Genomic DNA, 23,041 nt, shown 5'->3' with positions numbered 1-23,041 from the left:
GTCACACGCCCTCGTGCAGCGTGGCGGGGGCCAGCGGGCTGGTGCCGTAATGGCTCAGCCAGCGGGTGTCGGCCTCGAAGAAGGGGCGCAGGTCGGCCATGCCGTGCTTCAGCATGGTGATGCGCTCGATGCCCATGCCGAAGGCGAAGCCCTGCCACTCGCGCGCGTCCAGCCCGCAATTGGCGAGCACGCGCGGATGCACCATGCCGCTGCCCAGGATCTCCAGCCAGTCGGTGCCGGCGCCGAGCTCGCCCGTCTTCCGGTTCCAGCCGATATCGACCTCCATGGAGGGCTCGGTGAAGGGGAAGTAGCTGGAGCGGAAGCGCACCGGCAGGGTCGCGATGCCGAAGAAGGCACGCAGGAAGTCGGTGAGACAGCCCTTGAGGTGGCCGAGGGTGATGCCGCGGTCGATCACCAGCCCCTCCACCTGGTGGAACATGGGCGAATGGGTCGCGTCGTGGTCCGAGCGGTAGGTGCGGCCGGGCGCGATGATGCGGATCGGCGGCTCCTGCCCGATCATGGTGCGGATCTGCAGCGGCGAGGTCTGGGTGCGCAGGACGGTGCGGCGGCCCTCCACGAGGCCGGGCAGGTAGAAGGTGTCCTGGTCCTGCCGGGCGGGGTGGTGGTCGGGGATGTTGAGCGCGGCGAAGTTGTACCAGTCGCCCTCGATGTCCGGGCCCTCGACGACCTTGAAGCCCATCGAGCCGAAGATGGCCGTCAGCTCCTCGATGGTGCGGTTGATGGGATGGATGCCGCCCGTCCCGCCCGGTGCCGCGGGGCGCGGCGGCAGGGTCATGTCCAGCTTTTCCGCAACGAGCCGGGCGTCCAGTGCGGTCGCTTCCAGCACCTCGCGCCGGGCCTCGATGGCGGCCTCCAGCTGGTTCTTCAGCGCGTTGACGGCCGCGCCGCGCTCCTTGCGCTGATCGGCCGGGATGGCGCCGAGGCCCTTGAGCAGCGCGGTCAGCGCACCCGATTTTCCCAGTATGCCCACCCGCACCGCATCCAGCGCGCGCAGGTCGGCGGCGGCGGCGAGCTCTGCCTCGGTGCTGGCCGCCAGAGCGGCGAGATCATCCGTCATCGGTCTCTTCCAACATGAAAAAGGGCCGCCAACGCTTGCGCGCCGCGGCCCTTTGAAAACGATGCCTTAGCCCAGCGAAATCAGGCGGCCGGGGCGAGCGCTTCCTTGGCCTTCTCGACGACGGCCGCAAACGCCGCGGGCTCGTCATAGGCCAGGGCGGCCAGGACCTTGCGGTCCATCTCGATGCCGGCGGCCTTGATGCCGGCGATGAACTGGGAATAGGTCATCCCCTGCTCACGGCAGGCCGCGTTGATGCGCTGGATCCACAGGCCGCGGAAGTCGCGCTTCTTGTTGCGCCGGTCGCGATAGGCGTATTGCAGCGCCTTCTCGACGCGCTGCAGGGCCGCGCGGTAGGTGGTGGAGCTCCGGCCCACATAGCCCTTGGCGAGATCCAGGACCTTCTTGTGGCGGGCATGGGCGGTGACGCCCCGCTTGACACGTGCCATTTCTTCTCTCCTTCCCTGGGCTTAGCGCGACAGGCCGTAGGGCAGCCAGTTCATCACCGTCTTGGCATCCTGCGGTTCGAGAACCTGGGAGCCGCGGTTCTGGCGCTTGGCCTTCTGGCTGCGGTTGGAGAGCATGTGCCGCTTGCGGCCCGGGCCGGCCATGACCTTGCCGGTTCCGGTGATCTTGAAGCGCTTCTTCGCGCTCGAGGTCGTCTTCATCTTGGACATTCGGGCCCTCCTGTCGGTGGGTTGGGGCCGCCCCTGACGATCGCACCATGCGACGGAGGCGAGCTTCCCCGACCGGGCTGTCCAACGGCCTCGGTGCGGGAGGCGGGCGTATAGCCGCGCTCTCCCCGCGAGTCCAGGGGACCGGCGCGGCGATGTCACGCCGCATGGCAGGCATTCGCTAGCGGGCTGCCGGTCCGGCGATCGGGGCGAGGGTCTCGGCGGGCACCGAGGGCGGGGGCGCGGCGAGAGGGGTGGGGTCGGCCATGGCCGCGATAGGCGCCGCCGGCGGCGCGGCAGCCGGGGCAGGCGCCGGGCTGGCGGGCGCGGGCGTGGCGACGGCCGGCGTCGCGCCGATCGGCGCCGGGCTGGCCGGGGCCGGGCCGGGTGCCGGAGCGGCCGCGGCGGGCGGGGCCGCGGAGGCGGATGGGCCGGCGATGGGCGTCAGGCCGGCCGAAGGCGGGGGCGAGGCGGCCGGATCGGCCGGTACTGCCGAGGCGGGCGCTTCCGCCGCCGGGCTCGCGGGGGCCGGGGTGAGGTCGGGCAGCGTCTCCGACTGCGGCGCGTCCGGCAGCGGCGCCGTGCCTTCGATGGGAGCCGCCGCCGGCTCGGCGGGGGCGGGCGCCGGCCGCGGGGCCGCCGGGCGGCGCCCGCCCGCGACGGGCGGGGAGGCGTCGGTCTGGGTGTCCGTGTAGTCGGGCACGATGCGCGCCTGGTTGCCGGTGATCACCAGCACGCGGGTGCCGAGCGGGATCACCTCGGTGTCGCGCTGCGTCACCGAGATCAGCTCGCCATTCGTCTTGCGGACGATGTACTCGATGGCGTTGGTGTTGGCCGAGGCTCGCTCGGCGGTGGTGCCGACCAGTCCGCCGACCAGCGCGCCGCCGACGGCGCCGAGCGCGGTGCTCACAGAATTGCCGGCCGCCGCGGCCCCGCCGATGGCGCCGCCCGCCGCAGCGCCCGCGGCCGCGCCGGTCGAGCCGTCCGCCGCGACGGCCACTCGCCGCGAGCCGGCGATGACGCCCTGCTGCACGGGATTGGCCTGCTGCACGGCACGCGAGGCGTACTCGTCGGCGGAATAGGTGGGTGCGCAGCCCGCAAGGACCGCGACCAGGAGGAGGGGAGCTGCGCGTGTCATGCGCCGGAGTTAGGTCGGTTGTCCCGCCGCCTCAACCCCGTATATGCGCGGGGCGCGATCCAGCCCCTCGCCCAGGAGCGGATTCCCGGGCCGCCGGCGTTTCCGCTTCGGCGGATCGTGCCCTATATGCGGCGCATGAGGCTTCCGTTCCGCAAGATGCATGGGCTGGGCAACGACTTTGTCGTGCTGGATGCACGCGCGGAGCCGATCGACCTCGACCCGGACGTGATCCGGCTGGCGGGCGACCGGCACCGGGGCGTGGGCTTCGACCAGCTCGTGACGCTGGAGCCGGCCGAGGATGCCGATCTCTTCATCCGCTTCCACAATTCCGATGGTTCCGAGGCCGGCGCCTGCGGCAACGGGACGCGTTGCGCGGCTTCGCTGGTCTTGGCCGAGACGGGGCGGACCCACATCGCCATCCGCACCGCGGCGGGGATGCTGGCGGCGGATTTGCTGCCCGACGGCACCGTCCGCGTGGACATGGGCGTGCCGCGCCTCGGCTGGCGCGACGTCCCGCTGGCCCGCGAGATGGACACGCTGCATGTGCCGCTCGCGGCCGAGGGCGTGTCGGACGCGGCCTGCTGCTCCATGGGCAATCCGCACGCGACCTTCTTCGTCGACGACCTGGACGCGCTGGACATCCCGCGCATCGGCCCGGCGCTGGAGCACGACCCGTTGCTGCCCGAGCGCGGCAATATCGGCTTCGCGCAGGTGGTCTCGCGGACGCATCTGCGGCTCGTGGTCTGGGAGCGTGGGGCCGGGCTGACGCTGGCCTGCGGCTCGGGCGCCTGCGCGGCGCTGGTGAATGCCCTCCGGCGTGGGCTGGTCGAGGCGTGCTGCGCCGTCACGGTCCCGGGCGGCGGCGACCTCGTGATCGAGCAGCGCGAGGACGGGCATGTGCTGATGAGCGGGCCCGTGGCGACCTCCTTCACGGGTGAGCTGGATCTTTGACCCCGTCCGGTCGCCAGCCGTCCAACCCCTCGGGCGCCGGAGGCGCGGCGGCGTGAAGCGGCCGGGCAGCCCTTCTGCCGAGGCGCTGACGTTCGGCTGCCGGCTCAACATCGCCGAGAGCGAGACCATGCGCGCGCTCGCCGCGAGGGCCGGATTCGCTGGCGCGCTGATCGTCAACACCTGTGCCGTGACCGGCGAGGCCGAGGCCCAGGCCCGCCAGGCCATCCGCCGTGCGGCCCGCGAGCAGCCGGGCCGGCCCATCCTGGTCACCGGCTGTGCCGCGCAGATCGCGCCGGGCAAATGGGCCGAGCTGCCGGGCGTGGTCCGCGTCATCGGCAATGGCCAAAAACTCGATCCGGCGGCCTGGGCCGCGCCCGTGGCGCCCATCCTGCGCGAGACGCCGATGGGCATCGCGGCCGGCGGCGGGACGCGCGCCTTCCTCGCGGTCCAGCAGGGCTGCGACCATGCCTGCACCTTCTGCATCATCCCGCAGGGGCGCGGGCCGGCGCGGGCGATGCCGGTCGCCGAGGCCGTCGCCGCCGTGCGCGATCTCGCCACGCGCCATGCCGAGGTGGTGCTGACCGGCGTGGACCTCGCCAGCCATCCGGAGCTCGCCGCTGTCATCCGCGCCATCCTGCGCGAGGTCCCGGAGCTGCCCCGGCTCCGCTTGTCGTCCCTGGACCCGGCCGCGATGGATGAAGAATTCTGGGCCGTCTTCGCCGAGGAGGAGCGGCTGATGCCCCATCTCCACCTCTCGGCCCAGCATGGCCACGACCTGATCCTCAAGCGCATGCGCCGGCGCCACTCCCGCGCCGACCTCGTGCAACTCTCTGCCCGTGCTCGCGCGTTACGTCCGGACGTGGCGCTGGGGGCCGACCTCATCGCCGGTTTCCCGACCGAGACGGAGGAGCAGCTGTGCGCGATGACCGATCTGGTGGCGGAGGCGCAATTCGCCTTCCTCCACGTCTTTCCCTATTCCGCCCGGGCCGGCACGCCCGCCGCCCGCATGCCGCAGCTGCCGATGCCGCTCCGCCGCGAGCGGGCCGCGCGGCTGCGCCAGGCCGGCGAGCGGGAGCGCGCGCGCTTCCTGGCCTCCCGCGTCGGGCAGGTCGAGGAGGTGCTGATGGAGGCCGACGGCATGGGCCACACGCGGCATTTCGCGCCGATCCGGCTGGCCGCCGCCCGGGGGGCTGCCAAGGGCTCGCTGGTCCGCGCGCGCGCGGTGTCCACCGACGGCCGCATGCTGGTTGGAGAGGAGCGCTCCGCGCTCGTGGCCGGGGAGGCCGCCTGATGGCGCTGCGCGATCTCTGGGGAAAGCTCACCGGCAAGGCAGGCGAGGGCAAGGCGAGCGACATTCCGCCGCCCTCCACGCCCGAGATCGTCCCTCCGGCGCCCGAGCCGCCCGCCGAGCCGCCCTCGCCCCCCGAGACACCGCCGCCGGCTCCCGAGCCGGTGCGCGAGCCGCCCACGCCGGAAATCCCGCCCGAGCCCATCCGCGAGCCGGAGATCCCCAATCCGGCGCGCGCGGAGGAGGAGCCCCAGCGGGGCTTCTTCGCCCGCCTCAAGGCCGGGCTGTCGCGCTCCACCGCCAAGCTCACCGACGCCATCGGCAGCGTCTTCCTCAAGCGCAAGCTGGACGACGCGGCGCTGGAGGAGCTGGAGGAGATGCTGATCGGCGCCGACCTCGGCGTCGCCGCCGCCGGCCGCATCGTGGAGAGCTTCCGCCGGACCCGCTTCGGCCGTGAGGTCACGGACACGGAGGTGAAGACGGCGCTGGCGGACGAGATCGCCGCCATCCTCGCCCCCGTCGCCCGGCCCCTGGTCATCGAGCCCACCCATGCGCCGCATGTCGTGCTGGTCGTCGGCGTGAACGGCACCGGCAAGACCACCACCATCGCCAAGCTGGCCGAGCAGTACCGCGCGCAAGGCCTCAAGGTCTGGATGGTCGCGGGCGACACCTTCCGGGCCGCCGCGGTCGAGCAGCTGCAGATCTGGGGCGAGCGCACCGGCGCGCATGTGGTTGCGCCGGCCAAGATGGGCGCGGACGCCGCCGGCCTTGCCTTCGACGGGCTGAAGGGCGCGAAGGAGGCCGGCATCGACGTCCTCCTCGTCGACACCGCCGGGCGCCTGCACAACAAGACCGCGCTGATGGAGGAGCTGCGCAAGGTCGTGCGCGTGCTCAAGCGCGGCGACGACGCCGTGCCGCATTCCACGCTCCTCGTGCTGGACGCCACCACCGGCCAGAACGCCGTCAGCCAGGTGCGGGTCTTCAAGGAGATGGTGGACATCACCGGCCTCGTGGTGACCAAGCTCGACGGCTCGGCCAAGGGCGGCGTCGTGGTGGCGCTGGCGCAGGAATTCGGCCTGCCGGTCCACGCCGTGGGCGTGGGCGAGAAGGCCGCCGACCTGCGGCCTTTCGAGGCGCGCGACTTTGCGCGTAGCCTCGTCGGGCTGGAGGATTAGGCTCCGACCGCTTCGGGCCGCGCCGGCCTGACGCCCGGATCAGCCCCCCGCCGAGGCTGATCCGGAAGGGACGCGGTGCCGAACCTGTCGAACTTCGAGATCGTCATCGCGATCGTCGCGCTGGCCGTCCCGGTGCTCCTGATCCCCGCGGTGCCGAGGCGCTGGCTGGGGCGCGCCATCCTCCTCTGGGTGGTGTCGCCGGTGATCGGCTACGTCGCCGTCCTGACCTGGGAGGCCATCACCCGTCCCGGCGGCGACACCACGCTCCATACGGCGTTGTATGGCTTCATGCTGATCAGCCCGCTGCTGGCGCCGGCCTGGGCGGTGCTCTGCCTGATCGGCATAGGGGTCGGCCTGCTGTTGCGCCGGATATTCCGCTGGAGCCTTCCCCCCGCCGCGATGCCTTCCCCCGTGCCGCCCGCGCCGCCGCCCGCGGCGCGGACGCCGCCCCAACCGCCACCCCTCGCCCTGGCCGGCTGGCGCAGCGTCCATGTCGGCTTCGCGAAGGACGGGCTGCGCCTCGGCGGCCGCGATGTCTGGGCCGAGGGCTGGCGCGCCACCGCCGAGCCGCCGGTCCACCTGCCGCACCCCGCCCACCCGGCCGAGATTCACCGCTACGAGGTCCAGGAGATCGGAAACGGTCCGGCCATCGTCCGCTTCGCCGCCGCCGAGCTCTCCAACGGCGTCTGGGGCTTCTACGTGCCCACGCCCGACACGGAGATGGCCCGTGGCTCCTCCGCCAATGGCGCCATCCGCTACGAGTACAGCCTCGGCGAGATGGTCGGCGGCCGCTACGACTGTATCGCTGCCTGGGCCCTGGTCCTCGACGGCGCGACGGGCGCGGTGCTCGCCGACGGCTCGGCCTGGTTCCGCAGCCGCGTGGACCCGCAGCCGGATGGCAGCCTCTTCCTGCATCTCTCGCTGAACGGCCGCGACAGCCTCTTCCGCCTCGACCCGGAGACGCGGACCTTCCGCGACCAGGACAAGAGAGGGCCGGACCGGCCGCTGGCGGAGCTGGCCGGGGCGGTGGAGGCGGCGCGCCTCGCCGCGCTCGTGCCGCGGCCGCACATGCTGCGCCTCGCGCCGGACGGCCTGATCCGCGTGGAGGTCGAGGCCGTGGAATGGGGCAACACGTTGTGGGTCCACTCCCCGCGCGTGATCGACGTCCCGACCGGGCGCGTGGTGCTGGATCTCTGGCACACCGATTGGGACGCGGATATCTCCTTCCCTGCGCCGCGCCGGGTCCGGCTGGCCTTCCGGCGCTATCACGAGGGCGGGGCGCTCTCGGCCGTGCTCGACCTGGAGCGCGGGACCTACCAGGTCGTCTCCGAATACGGGCATGAGGGCCCGCGGCCGGAGGCGCCGCTGGCCGGGATCGTCGCCGGGCTGGAGGAAGCCGCGGCCCGGACCGTCACGGCGAGCGGCTGGACCGCGCAGAAGCCGTTCATCCAGCCCAACCCCTGGGCGGCCTGGCGCACGGCCCTGGTGATCTTCGTGGCCGCCTTCGCCGTCATCGGCGCCGGCGCCTATCTGACGGAACGCTACAAGGCCGCGCATCGGAAGCCGTTCGTGCCGGACCCGATGCCTCGCTTCGAGCCCCCGCCGCCCCATCGCTGAGGGCTGGTCCTTCCCGGCCGCGCGCGGCAATCTCGGTGAAACGCATCCGGGAAGGAACGACATGCTCGAGATCGAGACGCCTGCCGATATGGCCAACTGGGTCGGCCGAAAACTCGGCACCAGCGACTGGTTCACCGTCGACCAGAAGACCATCGACCTCTTCGCCGAGGCCACCGGCGACCACCAGTGGATCCACATCGACGTGGAGCGTGCGAAGAAGGAGATGCCGGGCGGGAAGACCATCGCCCATGGCTTCCTGACGCTCTCGCTGCTGCCGCGGCTGGGGCCGACCATTTATTCGGTGAAGAAGAAGTCGCGCGGCATCAACTACGGCACCAACAAGGTGCGTTTCACGGCCATGGTGCCGGCCGGCTCGCGGGTCCGCCTGCACTCCACGCTGAAGGCCTGCGACCCGTTTCCGGGCGGCGTGCGCCTGACGGTGGAGAACGAGATGGAGCTCGAGGGCAGCCCCCGCCCCTGCCTCGTCGCCGAGACGCTCAGCCAGGTCTACGACTGAGCGCCCGGGAAGAGGTCAGTACCGGCCGGGGCTGCTGAAGAAGCCCGTCGGCGGCGTGTTTGGATTGGCCGTGGGCGTCGCGGCCGGGATCGGGCGGACCGGGCTTGCGATCGGCGTCAGGGCGGAGCTGGCGGTCGGCAGCGCCTGCGGGCTCGGCACCGAGGCGCCGTAGCTGGTCGCCGGCGCGGCGGCGACGGTGCCCGAAGGACTGCTCACGGCGGCCGGCGGGAGCTGGATGGGCGGCAGCGCGTCGCTGGTGGCGGCGCGCGGCGCCGCGGCGGGTTGCACGACCGCAGCAGGCTGCACCATCGCGGCCGGCTGGACGGCGGCCGCCGCAGCCGGCTGCTCGATGGGCGTGAAGGGCCCGCTATCCGCGGGGATGCGGCGCACGGGCGTGGCCACCGGCGCGGGGAAGCTGGCGCCGCGCGGGTTGAAGAGCGGCGTGGTCGAGACGGGGGGCAGGGCCGGCGGCTCCTGCGGCGCCGGCTCGGGCCGGGCGAAGCGGGCGGCGAGCGTCGCCTGCGGAATGGGCTGGAGCGCCGAGCTGTCGGCGGGTGGCACATAGGCGGCATCGGCCGGCCGCGCGCGGCGGGCGCGGCGCACCGGGCGCGGCGTCGCCACAGGCTCGGCGGCAGGCGTCACATAGGCGGGATCGGTCGCGGCGACGATGCTGGCGCGGCGCGCGCGGCGGCGCGGCGGCGCGTCCGTGACGGCGGGCACGACCGGCGTCGCGGCCGCGGCGAGCAGCGGATCGACGCCGCCGGCCCGCGCCGTGCCGAAGGGCGCCACGCAGCGGAACTGGAGCTGGTAGGAGCCGGATCCGATCCGGCTGTCCTGCACGATGAGCTGCCGGCCATTGGCCACGCAGAAGTCGCGCGCATCGGCCAGCCCGCGCTCGACGGCGCGCGACCCGCTCAGGCTGTTCGTTTCCAGCAGGAAGACGTCGCCGCCTTCGGACCGGATGCCGCTGGAGGCGCAGGCGCCCAGCAGGGCGGCCGCTGCGGTCAGGACTGCCAGGCGGGTTGCGCGCATCTCGTCTCTCATCTGCTCACACGGCATGAAGCTTAACCGGTGCGCCAGCTTTCCGCCATGCACCATCGGTGGCAGGCGCTGGGCTTTCCGCAACCTTTCCGTCAGGGTGTCCGGGACAGCACAGGGGTGCGCATGCTCACGGGAAGCTGCCTCTGCGGCGCCGTCGCCTATGAGGTCGACGCGCCGCCCGATCCTCCATTGGGGCCCATCATCCACTGCCACTGCGAGACCTGCCGCAAGGCGCATGGCGCGGCCTTCTCCAGCGTGATGGGCGTGCCGCGCGAGGCGTTCCGCTGGGTGCGGGGCGAGGAGAATCTCGGGGAGTACGAATCCTCGCCAGGAAATTTCCGCCGCTTCTGCCGGACCTGCGGCTCGCAGATCTTCGCCGAGCGGCCGGCCCGGGACCACGTGCTGCTGCGCCTGGGATGCCTGGACACGCCGATCACCGCCCGGCCGGCGGGTCACATCTGGCGGTCCGATGCGGCGAGTTGGTATAATCCGCGCGACATCCTGCCGGAAGCGCCCGAGGGCGACCTCCGGCAGCTTGCCTGAAGAAACTGAGGAACCGAATCCATGAAGCGCCGCGCCCTGCTGGCCGCCCCGGCCCTGCTTGCCCCCTTCGCCGCCTCCGCCCAGGATTCCTGGCCGAGCCGCCCCGTCACCATGATCGTTCCCTGGGCGCCCGGCGGCTCGAACGACGTGGTGGCGCGGCTGCTCTCCCCCGGCCTCGAGGGCCGCACCGGCCAGCCCTTCCTGATCGAGAACCGGCCGGGCGGCGGCGGCTCCGTCGGCATGGGGCAGGCGATGCGGGCGCGGCCGGACGGGCAGGTCCTCTTCGTCTCCTCCGCCTCCAACCACATCTTCTTCCCGCTGATCTCGGGCGAACTGGGTTACGACGTGCGCGAGGTGTTCCACGGCATGGCCATGTGGGTGGACGTGCCCAACGTCATCGCGGTGCATCCGTCGCTGCCGGTGCACAACGTGCAGGAGCTGATCGCGCATATCCGTGCGACGCGGGGCGGGATGAGCTTCGGCTCCTCGGGCGTCGGCTCCTCCAACCACCTGGCGGGCGAGCTGTTCCGGCTGCGCACGGGGCTCGACATGACGCATGTGCCCTACCGCGGCGGCGGGCCGGTGCTGGCGGATCTGATCGGCGGCACCATCCAGCTCGGCTTCATGAACCTGCCCACGGTGATCCCGCCGGCCGAGGCGGGGCGCGTGCGCATCATCGCCGTCTGCACCGGCCAGCGCGTGGGTCTGCGGCCGGACCTGCCCACCGTCGCCGAAGGCGGCGTGCCGGATTACGCGGTGCGCTCCTGGACAGGCCTCTTCGCGCCGAAGAACACGCCGGACGCGATCATCCAGAGGATGTCGACCCTCTCGAAGGAGGGGCTGGAGACGCCGCAGATGCGCGCGCGGCTGGCCGATCTCGGCAGCGAGCCGATCTGGATGGACGCCGCGGCGACCGACCGCTTCGTGCGCGAGGAGTACGAGCGCTGGACGCCGGTCGTGCGCGCCGCGGGTGTGAAGATTGAGTAGCCCGGCTTGATGGGGCGGGCGGCGCGGGCCAGCATCCGCGCCATGAAGCTCCCCGCCCATCACCGCTACGCGCACAGCGCGATCCCCTCCCGCCCGACCTATGAGTGGCCGGGGGGCAAGCGCCTCGCGCTGCTCGTGGTCAACAACATCGAGCACTTCGCCTATCGGGCGGGGATGGGCTCGGACAGCACGGGGCTCAGCCCCGTGCAGAACCAGCGCAGCTACGCCTGGCGCGACTACGGCAACCGCGTGGGCCTGTGGAACCTGCTCGACACGCTGGACGAGCTCGGGATCCCCTCGGCGCACAACATCAACAGCGCGGCCCTGGAGGCCTGCCCAGAGATCGGCCCCGCGCTGCGCGCCCGGGGCGACGAGTTCATCGGCCATGGCCGTAGCAATTCCGAACGGCAGGATATTTTGTGGGAGGAGGACGAGCGCCGGCTGATCGTGGAGAGCCGCGACGTCCTGGCGCACCATGCCGGCGTGCCGCCGCTGGGCTGGCTCGGTCCTTATATTGCCCAGAGTTCCGTGACGCTGGACCTGCTGCGCGAATCGGGCTTCGCCTATGTGCTGGACTGGCCGGCGGACGACCAGCCCTTCTGGATGAGCACCCGCGCCGGCCCGATCCTTTCCGTGCCCTATTCGGTCGAGATCAACGACAGCCCGGCGCTGATCGCCCGCCAGCACAGCGCGCGCGAATTCGCCGAGATGATCATCGACCAGTTCGACGAGCTGCTGCGCCAGTCGGAGAAGCGGCCGCTGGTGTGCAGCGTGGTGCTGCATCCCTTCATCCTGGGCCAGCCGCATCGGCTGAAGCCCTTCCGGCAGGCGCTGCGGCACATCATGGCCCACAAGGACCAGCTCTGGGTCACGCGGCCCGGCGAGCTGGCGGAATACGTCGCGGGACTGCCGCGCGGCGTCGTGCCTGGGTCGGAGGTATGACCCACACCCGCGACTTCGAGGGCTATGGCCGCAACCCGCCAGATCCGCGCTGGCCGGGCGGCACCAAGGTGGCGCTCAACTTCGTCATCAACCACGAGGAGGGCGGCGAGGAGAGCGTGCCGGACGGTGATCCGCGCACGGAGAACGCGCTGACGGAAGGCAGCACCGCCGCCGTGAAGGGCCGCGATCTCGGCGCCGAGAGCATGTTCCAGTACGGCAGCCGCGTGGGCTTCTGGCGGCTGCACCGGCTCTTCACCGAGCGGGGCCTGCCCTGCACCGTCTTCGCCGTTGCCCGCTCGCTGGAGCGCACGCCCCAGGCCGTCGCCGCCATCCGCGAGGCCGGCTGGGACGTCTGCGGCCATGGCTGGAAGTGGGAGATGCATATCGGCATGGAGGAGGCCGTCGAGCGCCAGCGCATCGCCGAGGCCACCGCCATCATCACGCGCGAGGTCGGGACGCCGCCGCTCGGCTGGTACACGCGCTACGCGCCGTCGGAGAACACGCGGCGGCTGCTGGCCGAGGCGGGCTACCTCTACGACAGCGACGCCTATGACGACGAGCTGCCCTATTGGCGCGACCTCGACGGGAAGCCTCGGCTGGTCGTGCCCTACACGCTGACCCACAACGACGTGCGCTTCCAGCGATCGGCGCTGACCACGGGCGACGAGTTCTTCCAGTACATCAAGGGCGCCGTCGAGCTGATGCTGACCGAGCCGGGCGGGCGGATGCTCAGTGTCGGTCTGCACAACCGCATCATCGGCCATGCCGGCCGTGCGGCAGGCCTCGCGAAGCTGCTCGACTGGCTGAAGACGCAGAAGCAGGTCTGGGTCTGCCGGCGCGAGGACATCGCGCGGCACTGGATCGCGCACCACCAGCCCTGAATCCGGGAGCCACGCCGATGACCCTTCGCCTCGCCCGCATCGAGACCTTCCTCTACCGCGCGGAGGTGAAGGAGCCGGTGAAGATGGCCTTCGGCAGCATCGCACGCCGCAGCGGCCTGCTGCTGCGCGTGGAGGATGCCGAAGGCGCCCATGGCTGGGGCGAGGTCTGGTGCAATTTTCCCCCGTATGGCGCCGACAACAAGCAGCGCCTCATCGAGACGGTGATCGCGCCGCTGGCGCTGGCCGGCAGCTACGCCGGCCCTTCCGACGCCTGGCAGAGCCTGACCGCTCGCACCATCCGCTGGGTCAACCAGGTCGGCGAGCCGGGGCCCTTCGCCGCCTGCATCGCCGGGCTGGACCTGGCTCTCTGGGACCTCGCCGCGCGCCGTGCCGGCAAGCCGCTGCGCGCGCTGCTCGCTGGCGACGGCGTCCGGAACGAGGTGCCCGCCTATGCCAGCGGCCTCAACCCAGGCAGCACGCCGGAGACGCTGGAGCGCCACCGGCAGGCGGGCTTCCGCGCCTTCAAGCTCAAGGTCGGCTTCGGGCTCGAGGCCGACGACGCCAATGTCTCCAACCTCGTGCGCAGCCTCGGCCCGGGAGAGCGGCTGATGGTGGACGCCAACCAGGGCTGGGATCTGCCCGAGGCCCGTCGCGCCGTGCCGCGGCTCGGCGCCTATGGCCTGGGCTGGATCGAGGAGCCGATCCCGGCCGACCGCCCCGCCGCCGAATGGGCGGAGCTGGCGATGCTGTCGCCGGTTCCGCTGGCGGGCGGTGAGAACGTGATGGGCTTCGAGGGCTTCGCCGCGCTGATCGGCAATGGAAACCACGGCGTGGTGCAGCCTGACACGCTGAAATGGGGTGGCGTGACAGGGGCCTTCGCCGTGGGGCGCCGAGCGATCGCGGCCGGGCGCTCCTATTGCCCGCACTGGCTCGGCAGCGGGATCGGCCTGCTCGCCGCGGCGCAGGTGCTGGCGGCGGCCGGCGGTCCTGGCATGCTGGAGCACGACGTGATGGAGAACCCGCTGCGCGAGGCGCTGGCGCAGCCTTTCCCGCGCGTGCGCGACGGCATCTTCCCGTTACCCGCCGGGCCCGGCCTGGGCGTGGAACCGGACCTGGACGCGGCGGCACCCTGGCTGCTCACGCATATGGAGCATCGCGCGGCGGGGGCCTGAAACCAGGCCGCGTCGAGCCGGTCCTCAGTTCGGGACGGGATTGGCCACCTGGACCAGCGATCCGCGATAGCTTCCGCCCGGTGCATCATCCAGCGCGGTGGCGAGGATGAGCCGGCCGTCTGGCGACAAGGCGAGGCTCGTATGATGCTCCGACGGCAGATCGATCTGCGTCAGAAGCCGGCCCTCCGGCGACAGCACGGCGATGCCGCCGCCGCGATACAGGCTGACGAAAAGGTTACCATGCCGATCCCTCCGAAGCCCATCCGGGCTGAAGTTTCGGTGTGCTCCGTCCGCCAGGACGTCCGACAGGGTCACGAGCACGCGCTGGGACCCCAGTGACCCATCGGCCCCGATCGGGAAGGTGAGCAGGCGGCCGCGCCGGCTCTCCACGACGATGAGCTGCCCGCCATCGGGCGACACGACGAGGCCGTTCGCGAAGCTGATCCCGCTCGCGACCTCCCTGACCCCGCCGTTCGGGCCCATGAGGAAGATCTTGCCGGGTGTTCCGCCCTCGGCACCGGATGCGCTGAAGTAGACCCCGTGGCCGGGATCCGCGGCAAAATCGTTGGGCGCTACCAAGGGGCGCCCTCGGACATCCCTGTCGATCGTGGCCAGCGACCGGCCCTCGATCGAGACCCGCTCCACGGTGCCGCCGTCGAAGCAGGCGACCAGGAGACCCTCGGGAACCTGCAGCAACCCATTGGCTCCGCATCCCGGCTTCTGCCACACGGTCTCGACCCTGCCGTCGACCAGTCGCAGGACGCTCGAGGTGGAGTAGTCGACGAAATACGGCGTGGTTCCCACGAAGATGACTCCCTCTGCGAATTGGAGGTTCCGGGCGACGACCTCCACCGGAGCGGCCTGCGCGCAGCCGGCGCCGAGCATCATGGACATGGCCAGCATCGCGGATCGTAGAAGGCCGGCGCTCGTGCCGTGTTCTGCTCGGAGGAAACGGTGACGGGTTCTGTTCATTTGAAGCGGTATCCATCTGTTCGTTACGACAATTTCCACGGAGCGCGCGGAATTTGCGCCGCCATTCCTGCGCCGCCGGCCGAAGTATCCGTCAGATCGAGATGTCCAGGCTGGCGTCGATCATGCCGGTCGCCATGCTCCACCGACGGGCCGATGGCTTGAAGCGCCGTGTCGCGGCGGCTGTGCTGTCACCGGCCAGGCCCTCCGATGCGCCCCCCCCGATGCGCTGTGGCCGCGAAATAACCGCCCGCCGTCTGGCGCCAATTCGTCCAGACGTTACAGTCCTGCGCCATGAGCTCCATCGCCCAACGCGCCCTCTGCCTCGACGATTTCGAGGAACTGTCCCGCCGCCGTCTCCCGCGCCCCATCTTCGGCTACATCGCGGGCGCCACCGAGCGGAATGCTGCCCTCGAGGACAGTGCGAAGGCCTATTCCGAGTTCCACTTCCTGCCGCGCGTTCTCCGCGACGTCTCGCCGCGCAGCACCAAGCGTACCGTCTTCAACCGCGAATGGGACGCGCCCTTCGGCATCGCGCCGATGGGCATGGCGGCGCTGGTCGCCTATCGCGGGGACATCGCGCTGGCGCAGGCCGCCAAGGCCGCGAACATTCCTTATATCCTTTCCGGCTCCTCGCTGATCCCGATGGAGGAGGTGATCGCGGCCAATCCCGATGCCTGGTTCCAGGCCTATCTTCCCGGCAATTCCACCCGGGTCGAGGCGCTGGTGGACCGCGTCGCCGCGGCCGGCTTCGGCACACTACTGCTGACCGTGGACACCGCCGTCCTGCCGAGCCGCGAGAACAATGTCCGCAACGGCTTCTCCACGCCGCTCAAGCCCTCGCTGCGGCTGGCCTGGGACGGGATGCTGCATCCGCGCTGGACCTTCGGCTCCTTCCTCTACACCTGGGCGAAGCACGGCATGCCGCACTTCGAAAACAGCTTCGCCGAGCGCGGCGCGCCGATCCTCGCCCGCAACGTGCTGCGCGACTTCACCGCCCGCGACCACCTGAACTGGGAGCACCTGGCGCTGATCCGCCGCCGCTGGCCGGGCTGGCTCGTCGTGAAGGGCGTGATGCATCCCGACGACGCCCGTCGCGCGGAGGCCGAGGGCGCCGACGGCATCGTCGTCAGCAACCATGGCGGGCGGCAGCTCGACGGGACCGCGGGCACGCTGCGCGTGCTGCCGGAGATCGCCGCGGCCTCGGGCAACATGACAGTGCTCTTCGACGGCGGGCTGCGGCGCGGCACGGATGTGCTGAAGGCGCTCTCGCTGGGCGCGCATTTCTGCTTCGTCGGCCGTCCCATGCTCTACGCAGCCTCAGTCGCCGAGGAGGCGGGCGTCAGCCACGCCATCAACCTCATGAAGGGCGAGCTGGACCGCGACATGGCGCTGCTCGGCGTGAACACGCTGGAGGAACTCGGCCCCCAGGTGCTGCTGCGGACGAGCGGCGTCGGCTAAGCCTCGCCGCTTAGGAGGAAGCGAGCGCCGCTCTCGGCGCAGACCTGGCGCACCTCCTCCACCAGCGTCGCCACCATCGGGATTCCCTCGCGCCGGCGGCGGGCGATCGAATCATGCTCGGGGTCGCCGGGGATGAGGACGGGAGCCGCCGGATCGACGGGCGCGACGCCGCGCATGCGGCCCAGCAGCTCCGCGAGATCCTCCTGGAAATCTGCGCGATCGCGGAAGGCGCCGGGATCCAGGGCCAGGAAGAAATGGCCGGTGGCGAGGTCGCGGGGGCGGGCGCCGGTCAGGGTGGCGCAGAGAATCTCGACCATCAGCGCCAGGCCGTAGCCCTTGTGGGCCCCGAGCTCGCGCGTGCCGCCGAGGGGCGCGAGGCGGCGGGAGTCGAAGGCCTTGTGGCTGTCGGTCTCCGGGCCGCCCTGCTCGTCGATGGCCCAGCCGGCAGGGAGCGGCTTGTCGGCGCGGCGGGCGATGTTGACCTTGCCGTAGGCGACGGTGGTCGTGGCCATGTCCAGCAGGACGGGGCGCTCGGGATCCGTCGTGGGGACGGCGAAGGCGATGGGGTTGGTGCCGAGCCCGCGCTCGGTGCCACGGACCGGGACCAGGAAGGGGGTGACGACACTGGTCAGCGATATCGCCACCAGGCCCTCCGCCGTGGCCATGCGGGCGTACCAGCCGGCGGGGCCGTAGTGGTTGGAGCCGGTGACGCCGGCCACGCCGATGCCGTGCGCCTTCGCCTTGTCCATCGCGGCGCGCATGGCCTGGTGCGAGGCGACGTGACCGATCCCCCTGTTGGCGTCGATGAGGACGGCCGGGCCGTTGTCGCGGACGATGGTGGGGACCGCCTTCGGGTCGAGGCGGCCCTCGGCGAAGTGCCGCTGGTAGGTGGGGAGCATGCCGATTCCGTGGGAATCGACGCCGGAGAGGTCGGTCTCCACCATCACGGTGGCCGCGGTGGCGGCGTGCTCCAGGGGCATGCCCCAGCTGGCGAAGACCTCCGTGATCTGGCGATGGAGGAGCTCGGCGGAGACCAGGATGAATTCGGGCATGGCGTCAGTTCATCGCGGAGTCCGCGGGGCGTCCATCCCCCGGCCGTTCATTCCCGCCAGGGATGCTGGTCCCAGAGCGACTGGTAGTTCCGCTGCAGCCCGCGCAGCTCGGCCAGGTATTCCGCTGGGCCGAGGAAGCGCAGCGGCAGGTTCTGCTGCTCCGCGCTGGCCTTGAACTCCGGGTCGTCCACGGTGCGGCGGACGGAGAGCGAGAGCCGCGCCAGGATTTCGGGCGGCAGGCCGGCGGGAGCCGCCATGCCGCGCATCGAGCCCTCCACCACGTCGAAGCCCAGCTCCTTCAAGGTCGGCACGTCGCCGAGCGGCGCCCAGCGCGTGGCGCCCATCTGCGCGAGCGGCCGCAGCACGCCCTGGCGCGCGTCGTTCACGCCCTCCGCCACGTTCATCACGGCGAGCGGAATGGCGCGGGAGATGAGGTTCTGCTTCACCTGGGCGCTGCCGCCGAAGGGCACGTGCAGGAAGCGCGTGTTCGAGGCGCGCTCCAGCGCCAGCATGGCGAGGTGGTCGTCCGAGCCGACGCCGGTGGTGCCGTAGCCGATCGTTTCCGGCCGGGCGCGCGCGGCGGCGAGGAGCCCGGGGAGGTCACGGATTTCGGAGTCGGCGCGGACCCAGAGGCCGCCGGGATCGTCCACGATATTGCCGATGAGCGAGAAATCCTCCAGCCGGAAGCGGGTTCGGCGCTCGATCGGCAGGGTGACGATGTGCGGCGTGTTGATGAAGCCGATGGTCAGCCCGTCCGGTCGGGCGCGGGCCAGCTCGGCGAAGCCGATCTCGCCGCCGGCGCCGGGGCGGTTGAGCACCACCACGGACTGGCCGAGATCCTTCTCCATGAAGCGCGCGATGGTGCGGGCCGCGGCATCCGTGCCGCCGCCGGCCGCGAAGGCGACGATCATGGTGAGGGACTTGTCCGGGCGCCATTCCGCTTGCGCGAGGGCGGGCGCGGCCAGGAGACTCGGCGCTGAGAGCAGCGTGCGGCGGGCGATCATAACGTTTCCTTGAATTTTACACGTATGATAGGTCGTTGTTGTGCACGGGTGAAGGACCCGTGTAAATTGCACTCATGAACATCGTCACCCACGATGCGACCGCCCCGCGCCGCACGGTCAGCGTCACCATCAACAGCGATCTCATGGCCAAGGCGAAGGCGGCGAAGATCAATGTCTCGGCCGTGGCGGAGGCGGCCGTGGCCGCCGAGCTGGCGCAGCGGGCCCGGGCGGCGCTGCTCGAGGAGCTGCGGCAGGAAGCGAAGGACTACGAGCGCTTCATCGCGGAGAACGGTTCCTTCTCCGATGCTGTGGACGCCTGGCTCGAAGAGAACCCGTGATCCGGTCACCCGGGCATCTCGCCCTGCACCGGCATCGGGTGCCGGCGCTGCGGGCCTTTCCCTTCGTCTGCATCCTGGAGTCCGCCGCGGTCGAGGGGCCGGAACGGATCGCCTGCCCTTTGACGCCCGCCCCTTTGCGAGGACCCACGGCGCCGACGATCGAGTTGATGGGCCAGACCTACGCCATTGTTCTCCGCCAGATGCGGCCCATGCCCCTGCGCATCCTCGGAGAAGCCGTCGGGACGGCCGAGCCCATGCGGGCGGATATCGCCCGCGGGATCGATCTCCTCTTCTTCGGAATCTGACCTACCCGCCCAGCGTGTTCTTATGGATGCGGCCGTCCTTCATGATGATCCGCAGGTTCCGGCCGGGCTCCGCGATGAGGGAAATGTCCTCCAGCGGATTGCCCTCCACCAGCAGCAGGTCGGCGAAGGCGCCGTCCTCCACCACGCCCAGCTTCCCGGGATAGGGATTGCGCGAGCCGGACAGCGCCATCAGCTCGCCATTCGTCGCCGTGGCCATGCGCAGCGCCTCGGCCGGCGTGTGCCAGCGGGTCAGATGGGTGAGCATCAGGCTCTGCCGCGGCGCCAGCGCCGCCGAGAAGAGCAGGTCCGTGCCGAAGGCGGTCTTCAGGCCGAGGCGCTTCGCGAGCGCGTAGGTCCGGTCGGTGCCCGCGAACACCCTGACCATGTCGATCTGGCCCTGGCCCGTGAGAGGGATCGAATCGCCCTCGCTGAAGGGCTGGGTGCTCAGCCAGACGCCCTTTTCGGCGATGCGGGCGGCGGTCGCCTCGTCCATGAGATGGCCGTGCTCGATGCAGCGGACGCCGGCGTCGAGGGCGCGGGCGACCGAGGCGGGCGTATAGGCGTGGACCAGCACATAGGTGCCCCAGTCCGTCGCGGCCTCCACCGCCGCGCGGATCTCGGCTTCGGTGAGGGTGAGGGCGTCGAGCGGGCTGCGCGGCGTGGAGACGCCGCCGCTCCCCGTCAGCTTGATCTGGGAGGCGCCCTGCAGGAGCTGCTCGCGCACGCGGCGCCGCATTTCGTCCGGGCCGTCGGCGATGCCGAGGGCGCCCGTCCGCTCCACGGCAGTCCTCCCGCCACCGGGGCTGGGGAAGTCTGAGACGGGCCGGAAGTCGCCATGGCCGCCGCTGGCGGTGATCATCGCGCCCGAGGGATAGATGCGCGGTCCCACGACCAGCCCCTCGTCGATCGCCTGCTTCAGCGCGAAGGCCGGGCCGCCGGCGTCGCGGATCGTGGTGAAGCCGCGCATCAGCGTGCGCTCGGCCTCGGCCGCGGCGGCGAGCTGGATGTAGCCGGCATCGGCGTTCAGCAGCACGGGGAAGGGCAGGGCGGCGAAGATGCTGTGCCAGTGCGCGTCGATCAGCCCGGGCATGAGGGTGCGGCCGCCGCAGTCGATCACCTGGGCGCCCTCGGGCGGGGCGGGATTGCCGGCGGCGAGCGAGCGGATCCGGTTGCCTTCGACGAGAAGGCTCAGCCCGTCGCGCAGGGCTGGCGATGTGCCGTCGAAGAGCCGGAAGTTGGTGAAGAGGATCGGCCGCGGGGCGGCTGGCTGCGCCAGGGCGGGCGCTGCGGCCGAGGCCAGCGCGGCCGCGACGAAGCCGCGGCGCGTCATGTCGCGTTCAAGCCGCCGCGTCAGCGACCGGATCTCCGGCCGGTGGCACAGGCAGCCGGCATGCACGGCCGGGGCCGTCTCCTCCGGGGCACAGTTCAGCATGGCTCACCTCCCGCAGGCTGATCGCGGCAGACTGCATCCGCTGGCAGGCATCGGCCTGGGCCCAGTGTCCCACGGCCGTGCCGAGCGCGCAAAAAAGCCGGCCGCGGCATGCTGCCGGGCCGGCTGATCAGTCGGTGAAAAGGCCTCAGTCGGCGGCGAGCGACATCCGGCTGCGGTTCAGCACGGAGAGGACGTGGTCCTCCGCCATGTCGCTGATCGTCTCGACCTGGCTCGGCGTGTAGACGTGGCCGGCCTGCGGGATCGTGCGGAAGTCGATGGTGACGCCCTTCTGGGTGTTCAGCTTGTCCACCAGCTTCTGCACGCTGTTCAGCGGAACGAGCTCGTCGTCCTCGCCATGCAGGATCATGCCCGAGCAGGGGCAGGGGGCGAGGAAGCCGAAGTCGTAGTGGCTCGCCGGCGCGGAGATCGAGACGAAGCCGCCCATCTCCGGGCGCCGCATCAGGAGCTGCATGCCGACATAGGAGCCGAAGGAATAGCCCGCGACCCAGAGCATCGCCGCATTCGGGTTCACCGCCTGCAGAAAGTCGAGCGCCGCCGCGGCGTCGCTGATCTCGCCGATCCCGCCGTCGTAGCGGCCCTGGCTCTTGCCCACGCCGCGGAAGTTGAAGCGCAGCACCGAGAAGCCCATCGACTGGAACTTGCCGTAGAGGCTGTGCACCACCCGGTTGTTCATGGTCCCGCCATGCAGCGGATGCGGATGCAGCAGGAGCGCCACGGGGGCGTTCGGGCGCTTCGCATGATGGTAACGGCCTTCGAGGCGGCCGTCGGGGCCGGCAAACATGACTTCAGGCATCGGTGTCCTTTGTCCGTTTCTTCGGTTGGGCCGCACGGGGCCGACCGGTGGACCGGTTGACCCCATGCAGCCGAAATTGGCGGTCGCTCCGCATCTGGCGCGGCCCCGCGACTTCGGTTCCCTCCTGGCGGAAGGATCGGGGCAGGGCGGCCCGCGTGAGCTTTTCCCGAACCGATGGATCGCAGGGGCGTGCCATTGACGCGCCGCCTGGCTGCCTCCAGACTTCCATTCCGCAGAAACGACCCATCGGGCCCGCGGAAAGCTGGGCGGCACCGTCCCGAACATCAAAACCGGCACGGAAAACAATCGCTTCGAGAGCCTCGCTCGGTTCCCCGTGCGCGGCGAGGCACATCATACGCAGCCCGGTCGTGTTTTCATAATGGATTCATCCAGAGGCCTGCATGGCTGGGTCCGGGTAAATGCATGGCGCTCCAGGCAAATTTGAATCCAAGGCTTTTTGCGGCGATCCTGAGAGATCGGGTCCGGAACGATGCGCGCAAATTTCCTATACTCCGTGAAATCTTGAATTGACCTGCAGGTGACGCGTGGCGACATCCGCGCCATGACCGCGCTCGATCTCGACGCCAATGCCACGGAAGCCCTCCGCCCTGCCGCGCGCGAGGCGCTTCTGGCCGCGCTGGAGGTGGGTGGGAATCCCTCCTCGATCCATGGCGGCGGCCGGGCGGCGCGCCGGATCGTGGAGCAGGCGCGCGGGCGGATCGCGGCGCGCTTCGCCGTGGCGCCGGGCGATGTCGTCCTGACCTCCGGCGGCACCGAGGCGAATGCGCTGGCGATCCATGGGCTGGCACCCGGCCGGCGGGTGCTGGTCGGCGCCACGGAGCACGCGGCCGTCCGTGCGGCGGCGTCGGAAGCCATCGTGATCCCCGTTCGTCCGAACGGGATGGTGGAGCTCGATGCCCTGGCGGCCCTGCTCGCCAAAGGGCCGCCAGCCCTGGTCTGCCTGATGGCCGCCAACAACGAATCCGGCGTGCTGCATCCGCTGGCCGAGGCGGCAGCGCTCTGCCGCGCGTACGGCGCTCTCCTGCATGTGGACGCCGTGCAGTCCGCCGGACGCATCGGGATCGAGGCAGTCGGCGCCACCAGCATCGCCATCTCGGCCCACAAGCTCGGCGGCGTGCCGGGGGCGGGGGCGCTGATCCTGGCACCGGGCCTGCACCTGCCGGCCCTCATCGCCGGCGGCGGGCAGGAGCGCGGGCGGCGCGGCGGGACCGAGCCGCTGCCGGCCATCGCCGCCTTCGGCGCGGCCGTGGCCGAGGCCTATGACGCCGCGCGCATCGCCGGGCTGCGCGATGCCATCGAGGCCGGGCTGCGCCGCATCGCGCCCGACATCGTCATCGCCGGCGGCACGGCGCCGCGGCTGCCCAACACGAGCCTCGCCGTACTGCCCGGCATTCCGGCCGAGACCCAGGTGATCGCGCTGGACCTGGTGGGCATCCGCGTCTCGGCCGGCGCCGCCTGCTCCTCGGGCAAGGTCGCGGCCTCGCACGTGCTGGAGGCCATGGGCTTCGGCGCCGATGCCGGATGCGGCATCCGCATCTCGCTCCCCTGGAACGCTGAGGACGACGCGCCGGAGCGTTTCCTCACGGCCTACGCCGCCATGCACGCGCGCCTCTCGTCACGCCGGGCCACCGCCTCCACATAGTC

Annotated in this window: 24 protein-coding genes; 14 read left to right on the top strand and 10 right to left on the bottom strand. The window is 71.4% G+C overall.

Annotated elements, in window-relative coordinates:
- Position 1: 1 nt before the first annotated feature.
- From pheS to AC1ROY_RS00285, 4 genes are all read right to left on the bottom strand, one after another.
- Entirely contained in the window at positions 2-1,078 is a 1,077-nt protein-coding gene (gene pheS, locus AC1ROY_RS00300) for a phenylalanine--tRNA ligase subunit alpha (protein WP_493146117.1), read from the bottom strand.
- Between the two features lie 80 nt (positions 1,079-1,158).
- The gene (gene rplT / locus AC1ROY_RS00295) at positions 1,159-1,524 is read right to left on the bottom strand and encodes a 50S ribosomal protein L20 (RefSeq protein WP_493146115.1); all 366 of its coding nucleotides are present in this window, start codon (positions 1,522-1,524) and stop codon (positions 1,159-1,161) included.
- A gap of 21 nt (positions 1,525-1,545) precedes the next feature.
- Positions 1,546-1,752, bottom strand: a complete 207-nt coding sequence (gene rpmI / locus AC1ROY_RS00290; RefSeq protein ID WP_213669449.1) for a 50S ribosomal protein L35 — start codon at positions 1,750-1,752, stop codon at positions 1,546-1,548.
- A gap of 178 nt (positions 1,753-1,930) precedes the next feature.
- Positions 1,931-2,887: a hypothetical protein gene (locus AC1ROY_RS00285; protein WP_493146113.1), complete on the bottom strand. Its 957-nt coding sequence runs from the start codon at positions 2,885-2,887 to the stop codon at positions 1,931-1,933.
- 135 nt (positions 2,888-3,022) lie between these two features.
- Here AC1ROY_RS00285 and dapF point away from each other — a divergent pair, with 135 nt between their 5' ends.
- The 5 genes from dapF to AC1ROY_RS00260 all read left to right on the top strand — a co-directional run bounded on the left by dapF (position 3,023) and on the right by AC1ROY_RS00260 (position 8,435).
- A complete protein-coding gene (dapF, locus tag AC1ROY_RS00280) occupies positions 3,023-3,838 on the top strand; it encodes a diaminopimelate epimerase (protein WP_493146112.1) in 816 nt (271 codons plus the stop codon).
- 52 nt (positions 3,839-3,890) lie between these two features.
- Positions 3,891-5,129: a MiaB/RimO family radical SAM methylthiotransferase gene (locus tag AC1ROY_RS00275; protein WP_493146110.1), complete on the top strand. Its 1,239-nt coding sequence runs from the start codon at positions 3,891-3,893 to the stop codon at positions 5,127-5,129.
- Between the two features lie 215 nt (positions 5,130-5,344).
- A complete protein-coding gene (ftsY, locus tag AC1ROY_RS00270) occupies positions 5,345-6,301 on the top strand; it encodes a signal recognition particle-docking protein FtsY (RefSeq protein ID WP_493147433.1) in 957 nt (318 codons plus the stop codon).
- A 75-nt stretch (positions 6,302-6,376) separates the two neighbouring features.
- On the top strand, positions 6,377-7,918 hold the full coding sequence (locus AC1ROY_RS00265) for a hypothetical protein (protein ID WP_493146108.1): 1,542 nt from the start codon (positions 6,377-6,379) through the stop codon (positions 7,916-7,918).
- 61 nt (positions 7,919-7,979) lie between these two features.
- Complete coding sequence (locus tag AC1ROY_RS00260; RefSeq protein WP_493146106.1) at positions 7,980-8,435, top strand: MaoC family dehydratase; 456 nt, start codon at positions 7,980-7,982, stop codon at positions 8,433-8,435.
- Positions 8,436-8,450: 15 nt separating this feature from the next.
- On the opposite strand, the gene AC1ROY_RS00255 is transcribed toward AC1ROY_RS00260, so the two are convergent.
- Positions 8,451-9,467: a hypothetical protein gene (locus AC1ROY_RS00255; protein ID WP_493146105.1), complete on the bottom strand. Its 1,017-nt coding sequence runs from the start codon at positions 9,465-9,467 to the stop codon at positions 8,451-8,453.
- A gap of 132 nt (positions 9,468-9,599) precedes the next feature.
- Here AC1ROY_RS00255 and AC1ROY_RS00250 point away from each other — a divergent pair, with 132 nt between their 5' ends.
- From AC1ROY_RS00250 to AC1ROY_RS00230, 5 genes are read left to right on the top strand one after another with little or no spacing between them, the layout of a single operon-like run.
- Positions 9,600-10,019, top strand: coding sequence for a GFA family protein (locus tag AC1ROY_RS00250; RefSeq protein WP_493146103.1), 420 nt, complete (start codon positions 9,600-9,602; stop codon positions 10,017-10,019).
- Between the two features lie 21 nt (positions 10,020-10,040).
- Positions 10,041-11,006 (top strand): Bug family tripartite tricarboxylate transporter substrate binding protein, encoded by a 966-nt coding sequence (locus AC1ROY_RS00245; protein ID WP_493146101.1) that lies wholly within the window; start codon positions 10,041-10,043, stop codon positions 11,004-11,006.
- A 42-nt stretch (positions 11,007-11,048) separates the two neighbouring features.
- Positions 11,049-11,948 carry a polysaccharide deacetylase family protein gene (locus tag AC1ROY_RS00240; protein WP_493146100.1) on the top strand — a complete coding sequence of 300 codons (900 nt, stop codon included), beginning with the start codon at positions 11,049-11,051 and terminating at the stop codon, positions 11,946-11,948.
- Positions 11,945-12,829, top strand: a complete 885-nt coding sequence (locus AC1ROY_RS00235) for a polysaccharide deacetylase family protein (protein WP_493146099.1) — start codon at positions 11,945-11,947, stop codon at positions 12,827-12,829. The genes AC1ROY_RS00240 and AC1ROY_RS00235 overlap by 4 nt, the downstream gene beginning before the upstream one ends.
- A gap of 17 nt (positions 12,830-12,846) precedes the next feature.
- Positions 12,847-14,001: a mandelate racemase/muconate lactonizing enzyme family protein gene (locus AC1ROY_RS00230; RefSeq protein WP_493146097.1), complete on the top strand. Its 1,155-nt coding sequence runs from the start codon at positions 12,847-12,849 to the stop codon at positions 13,999-14,001.
- Between the two features lie 24 nt (positions 14,002-14,025).
- Here AC1ROY_RS00230 and AC1ROY_RS00225 read toward each other — a convergent pair whose 3' ends face one another.
- Positions 14,026-14,895: an SMP-30/gluconolactonase/LRE family protein gene (locus AC1ROY_RS00225; RefSeq protein ID WP_493146095.1), complete on the bottom strand. Its 870-nt coding sequence runs from the start codon at positions 14,893-14,895 to the stop codon at positions 14,026-14,028.
- Positions 14,896-15,264: 369 nt separating this feature from the next.
- On the opposite strand from AC1ROY_RS00225, the gene AC1ROY_RS00220 reads away from it, so the two are divergent.
- Positions 15,265-16,431, top strand: a complete 1,167-nt coding sequence (locus AC1ROY_RS00220) for an alpha-hydroxy acid oxidase (protein ID WP_493146093.1) — start codon at positions 15,265-15,267, stop codon at positions 16,429-16,431.
- Here the strand turns inward: AC1ROY_RS00220 and AC1ROY_RS00215 are convergent.
- On the bottom strand, positions 16,428-17,483 hold the full coding sequence (locus tag AC1ROY_RS00215; RefSeq protein ID WP_493146092.1) for an Ldh family oxidoreductase: 1,056 nt from the start codon (positions 17,481-17,483) through the stop codon (positions 16,428-16,430). The genes AC1ROY_RS00220 and AC1ROY_RS00215 overlap by 4 nt on opposite strands.
- A gap of 47 nt (positions 17,484-17,530) precedes the next feature.
- Positions 17,531-18,487, bottom strand: a complete 957-nt coding sequence (locus tag AC1ROY_RS00210; RefSeq protein WP_493146090.1) for a tripartite tricarboxylate transporter substrate binding protein — start codon at positions 18,485-18,487, stop codon at positions 17,531-17,533.
- A 74-nt stretch (positions 18,488-18,561) separates the two neighbouring features.
- Here AC1ROY_RS00210 and AC1ROY_RS00205 point away from each other — a divergent pair, with 74 nt between their 5' ends.
- A complete protein-coding gene (locus AC1ROY_RS00205) occupies positions 18,562-18,825 on the top strand; it encodes a type II toxin-antitoxin system CcdA family antitoxin (RefSeq protein ID WP_493146088.1) in 264 nt (87 codons plus the stop codon).
- Positions 18,822-19,130 (top strand): putative type II toxin-antitoxin system PemK/MazF family toxin, encoded by a 309-nt coding sequence (locus AC1ROY_RS00200; RefSeq protein WP_493146086.1) that lies wholly within the window; start codon positions 18,822-18,824, stop codon positions 19,128-19,130. Before AC1ROY_RS00205 ends, AC1ROY_RS00200 begins: the two co-directional genes overlap by 4 nt.
- Position 19,131: 1 nt before the next feature.
- Here AC1ROY_RS00200 and AC1ROY_RS00195 read toward each other — a convergent pair whose 3' ends face one another.
- Positions 19,132-20,562, bottom strand: a complete 1,431-nt coding sequence (locus AC1ROY_RS00195; RefSeq protein ID WP_493146084.1) for a metal-dependent hydrolase family protein — start codon at positions 20,560-20,562, stop codon at positions 19,132-19,134.
- Positions 20,563-20,707: 145 nt separating this feature from the next.
- Positions 20,708-21,376: an alpha/beta hydrolase gene (locus AC1ROY_RS00190; protein WP_493146082.1), complete on the bottom strand. Its 669-nt coding sequence runs from the start codon at positions 21,374-21,376 to the stop codon at positions 20,708-20,710.
- 562 nt (positions 21,377-21,938) lie between these two features.
- Here AC1ROY_RS00190 and AC1ROY_RS00185 point away from each other — a divergent pair.
- Positions 21,939-23,039 carry a cysteine desulfurase family protein gene (locus AC1ROY_RS00185; RefSeq protein ID WP_493147432.1) on the top strand — a complete coding sequence of 367 codons (1,101 nt, stop codon included), beginning with the start codon at positions 21,939-21,941 and terminating at the stop codon, positions 23,037-23,039.
- The last annotated feature ends 2 nt before the right edge of the window (positions 23,040-23,041 follow it).

It is taken from the genome of Roseococcus sp. GW821-FHT12F05 (assembly GCF_058806835.1).
The sequence above is the reverse complement of the archived record's forward strand: the minus strand, read 5'-3'. Positions and strand labels throughout refer to the sequence as shown.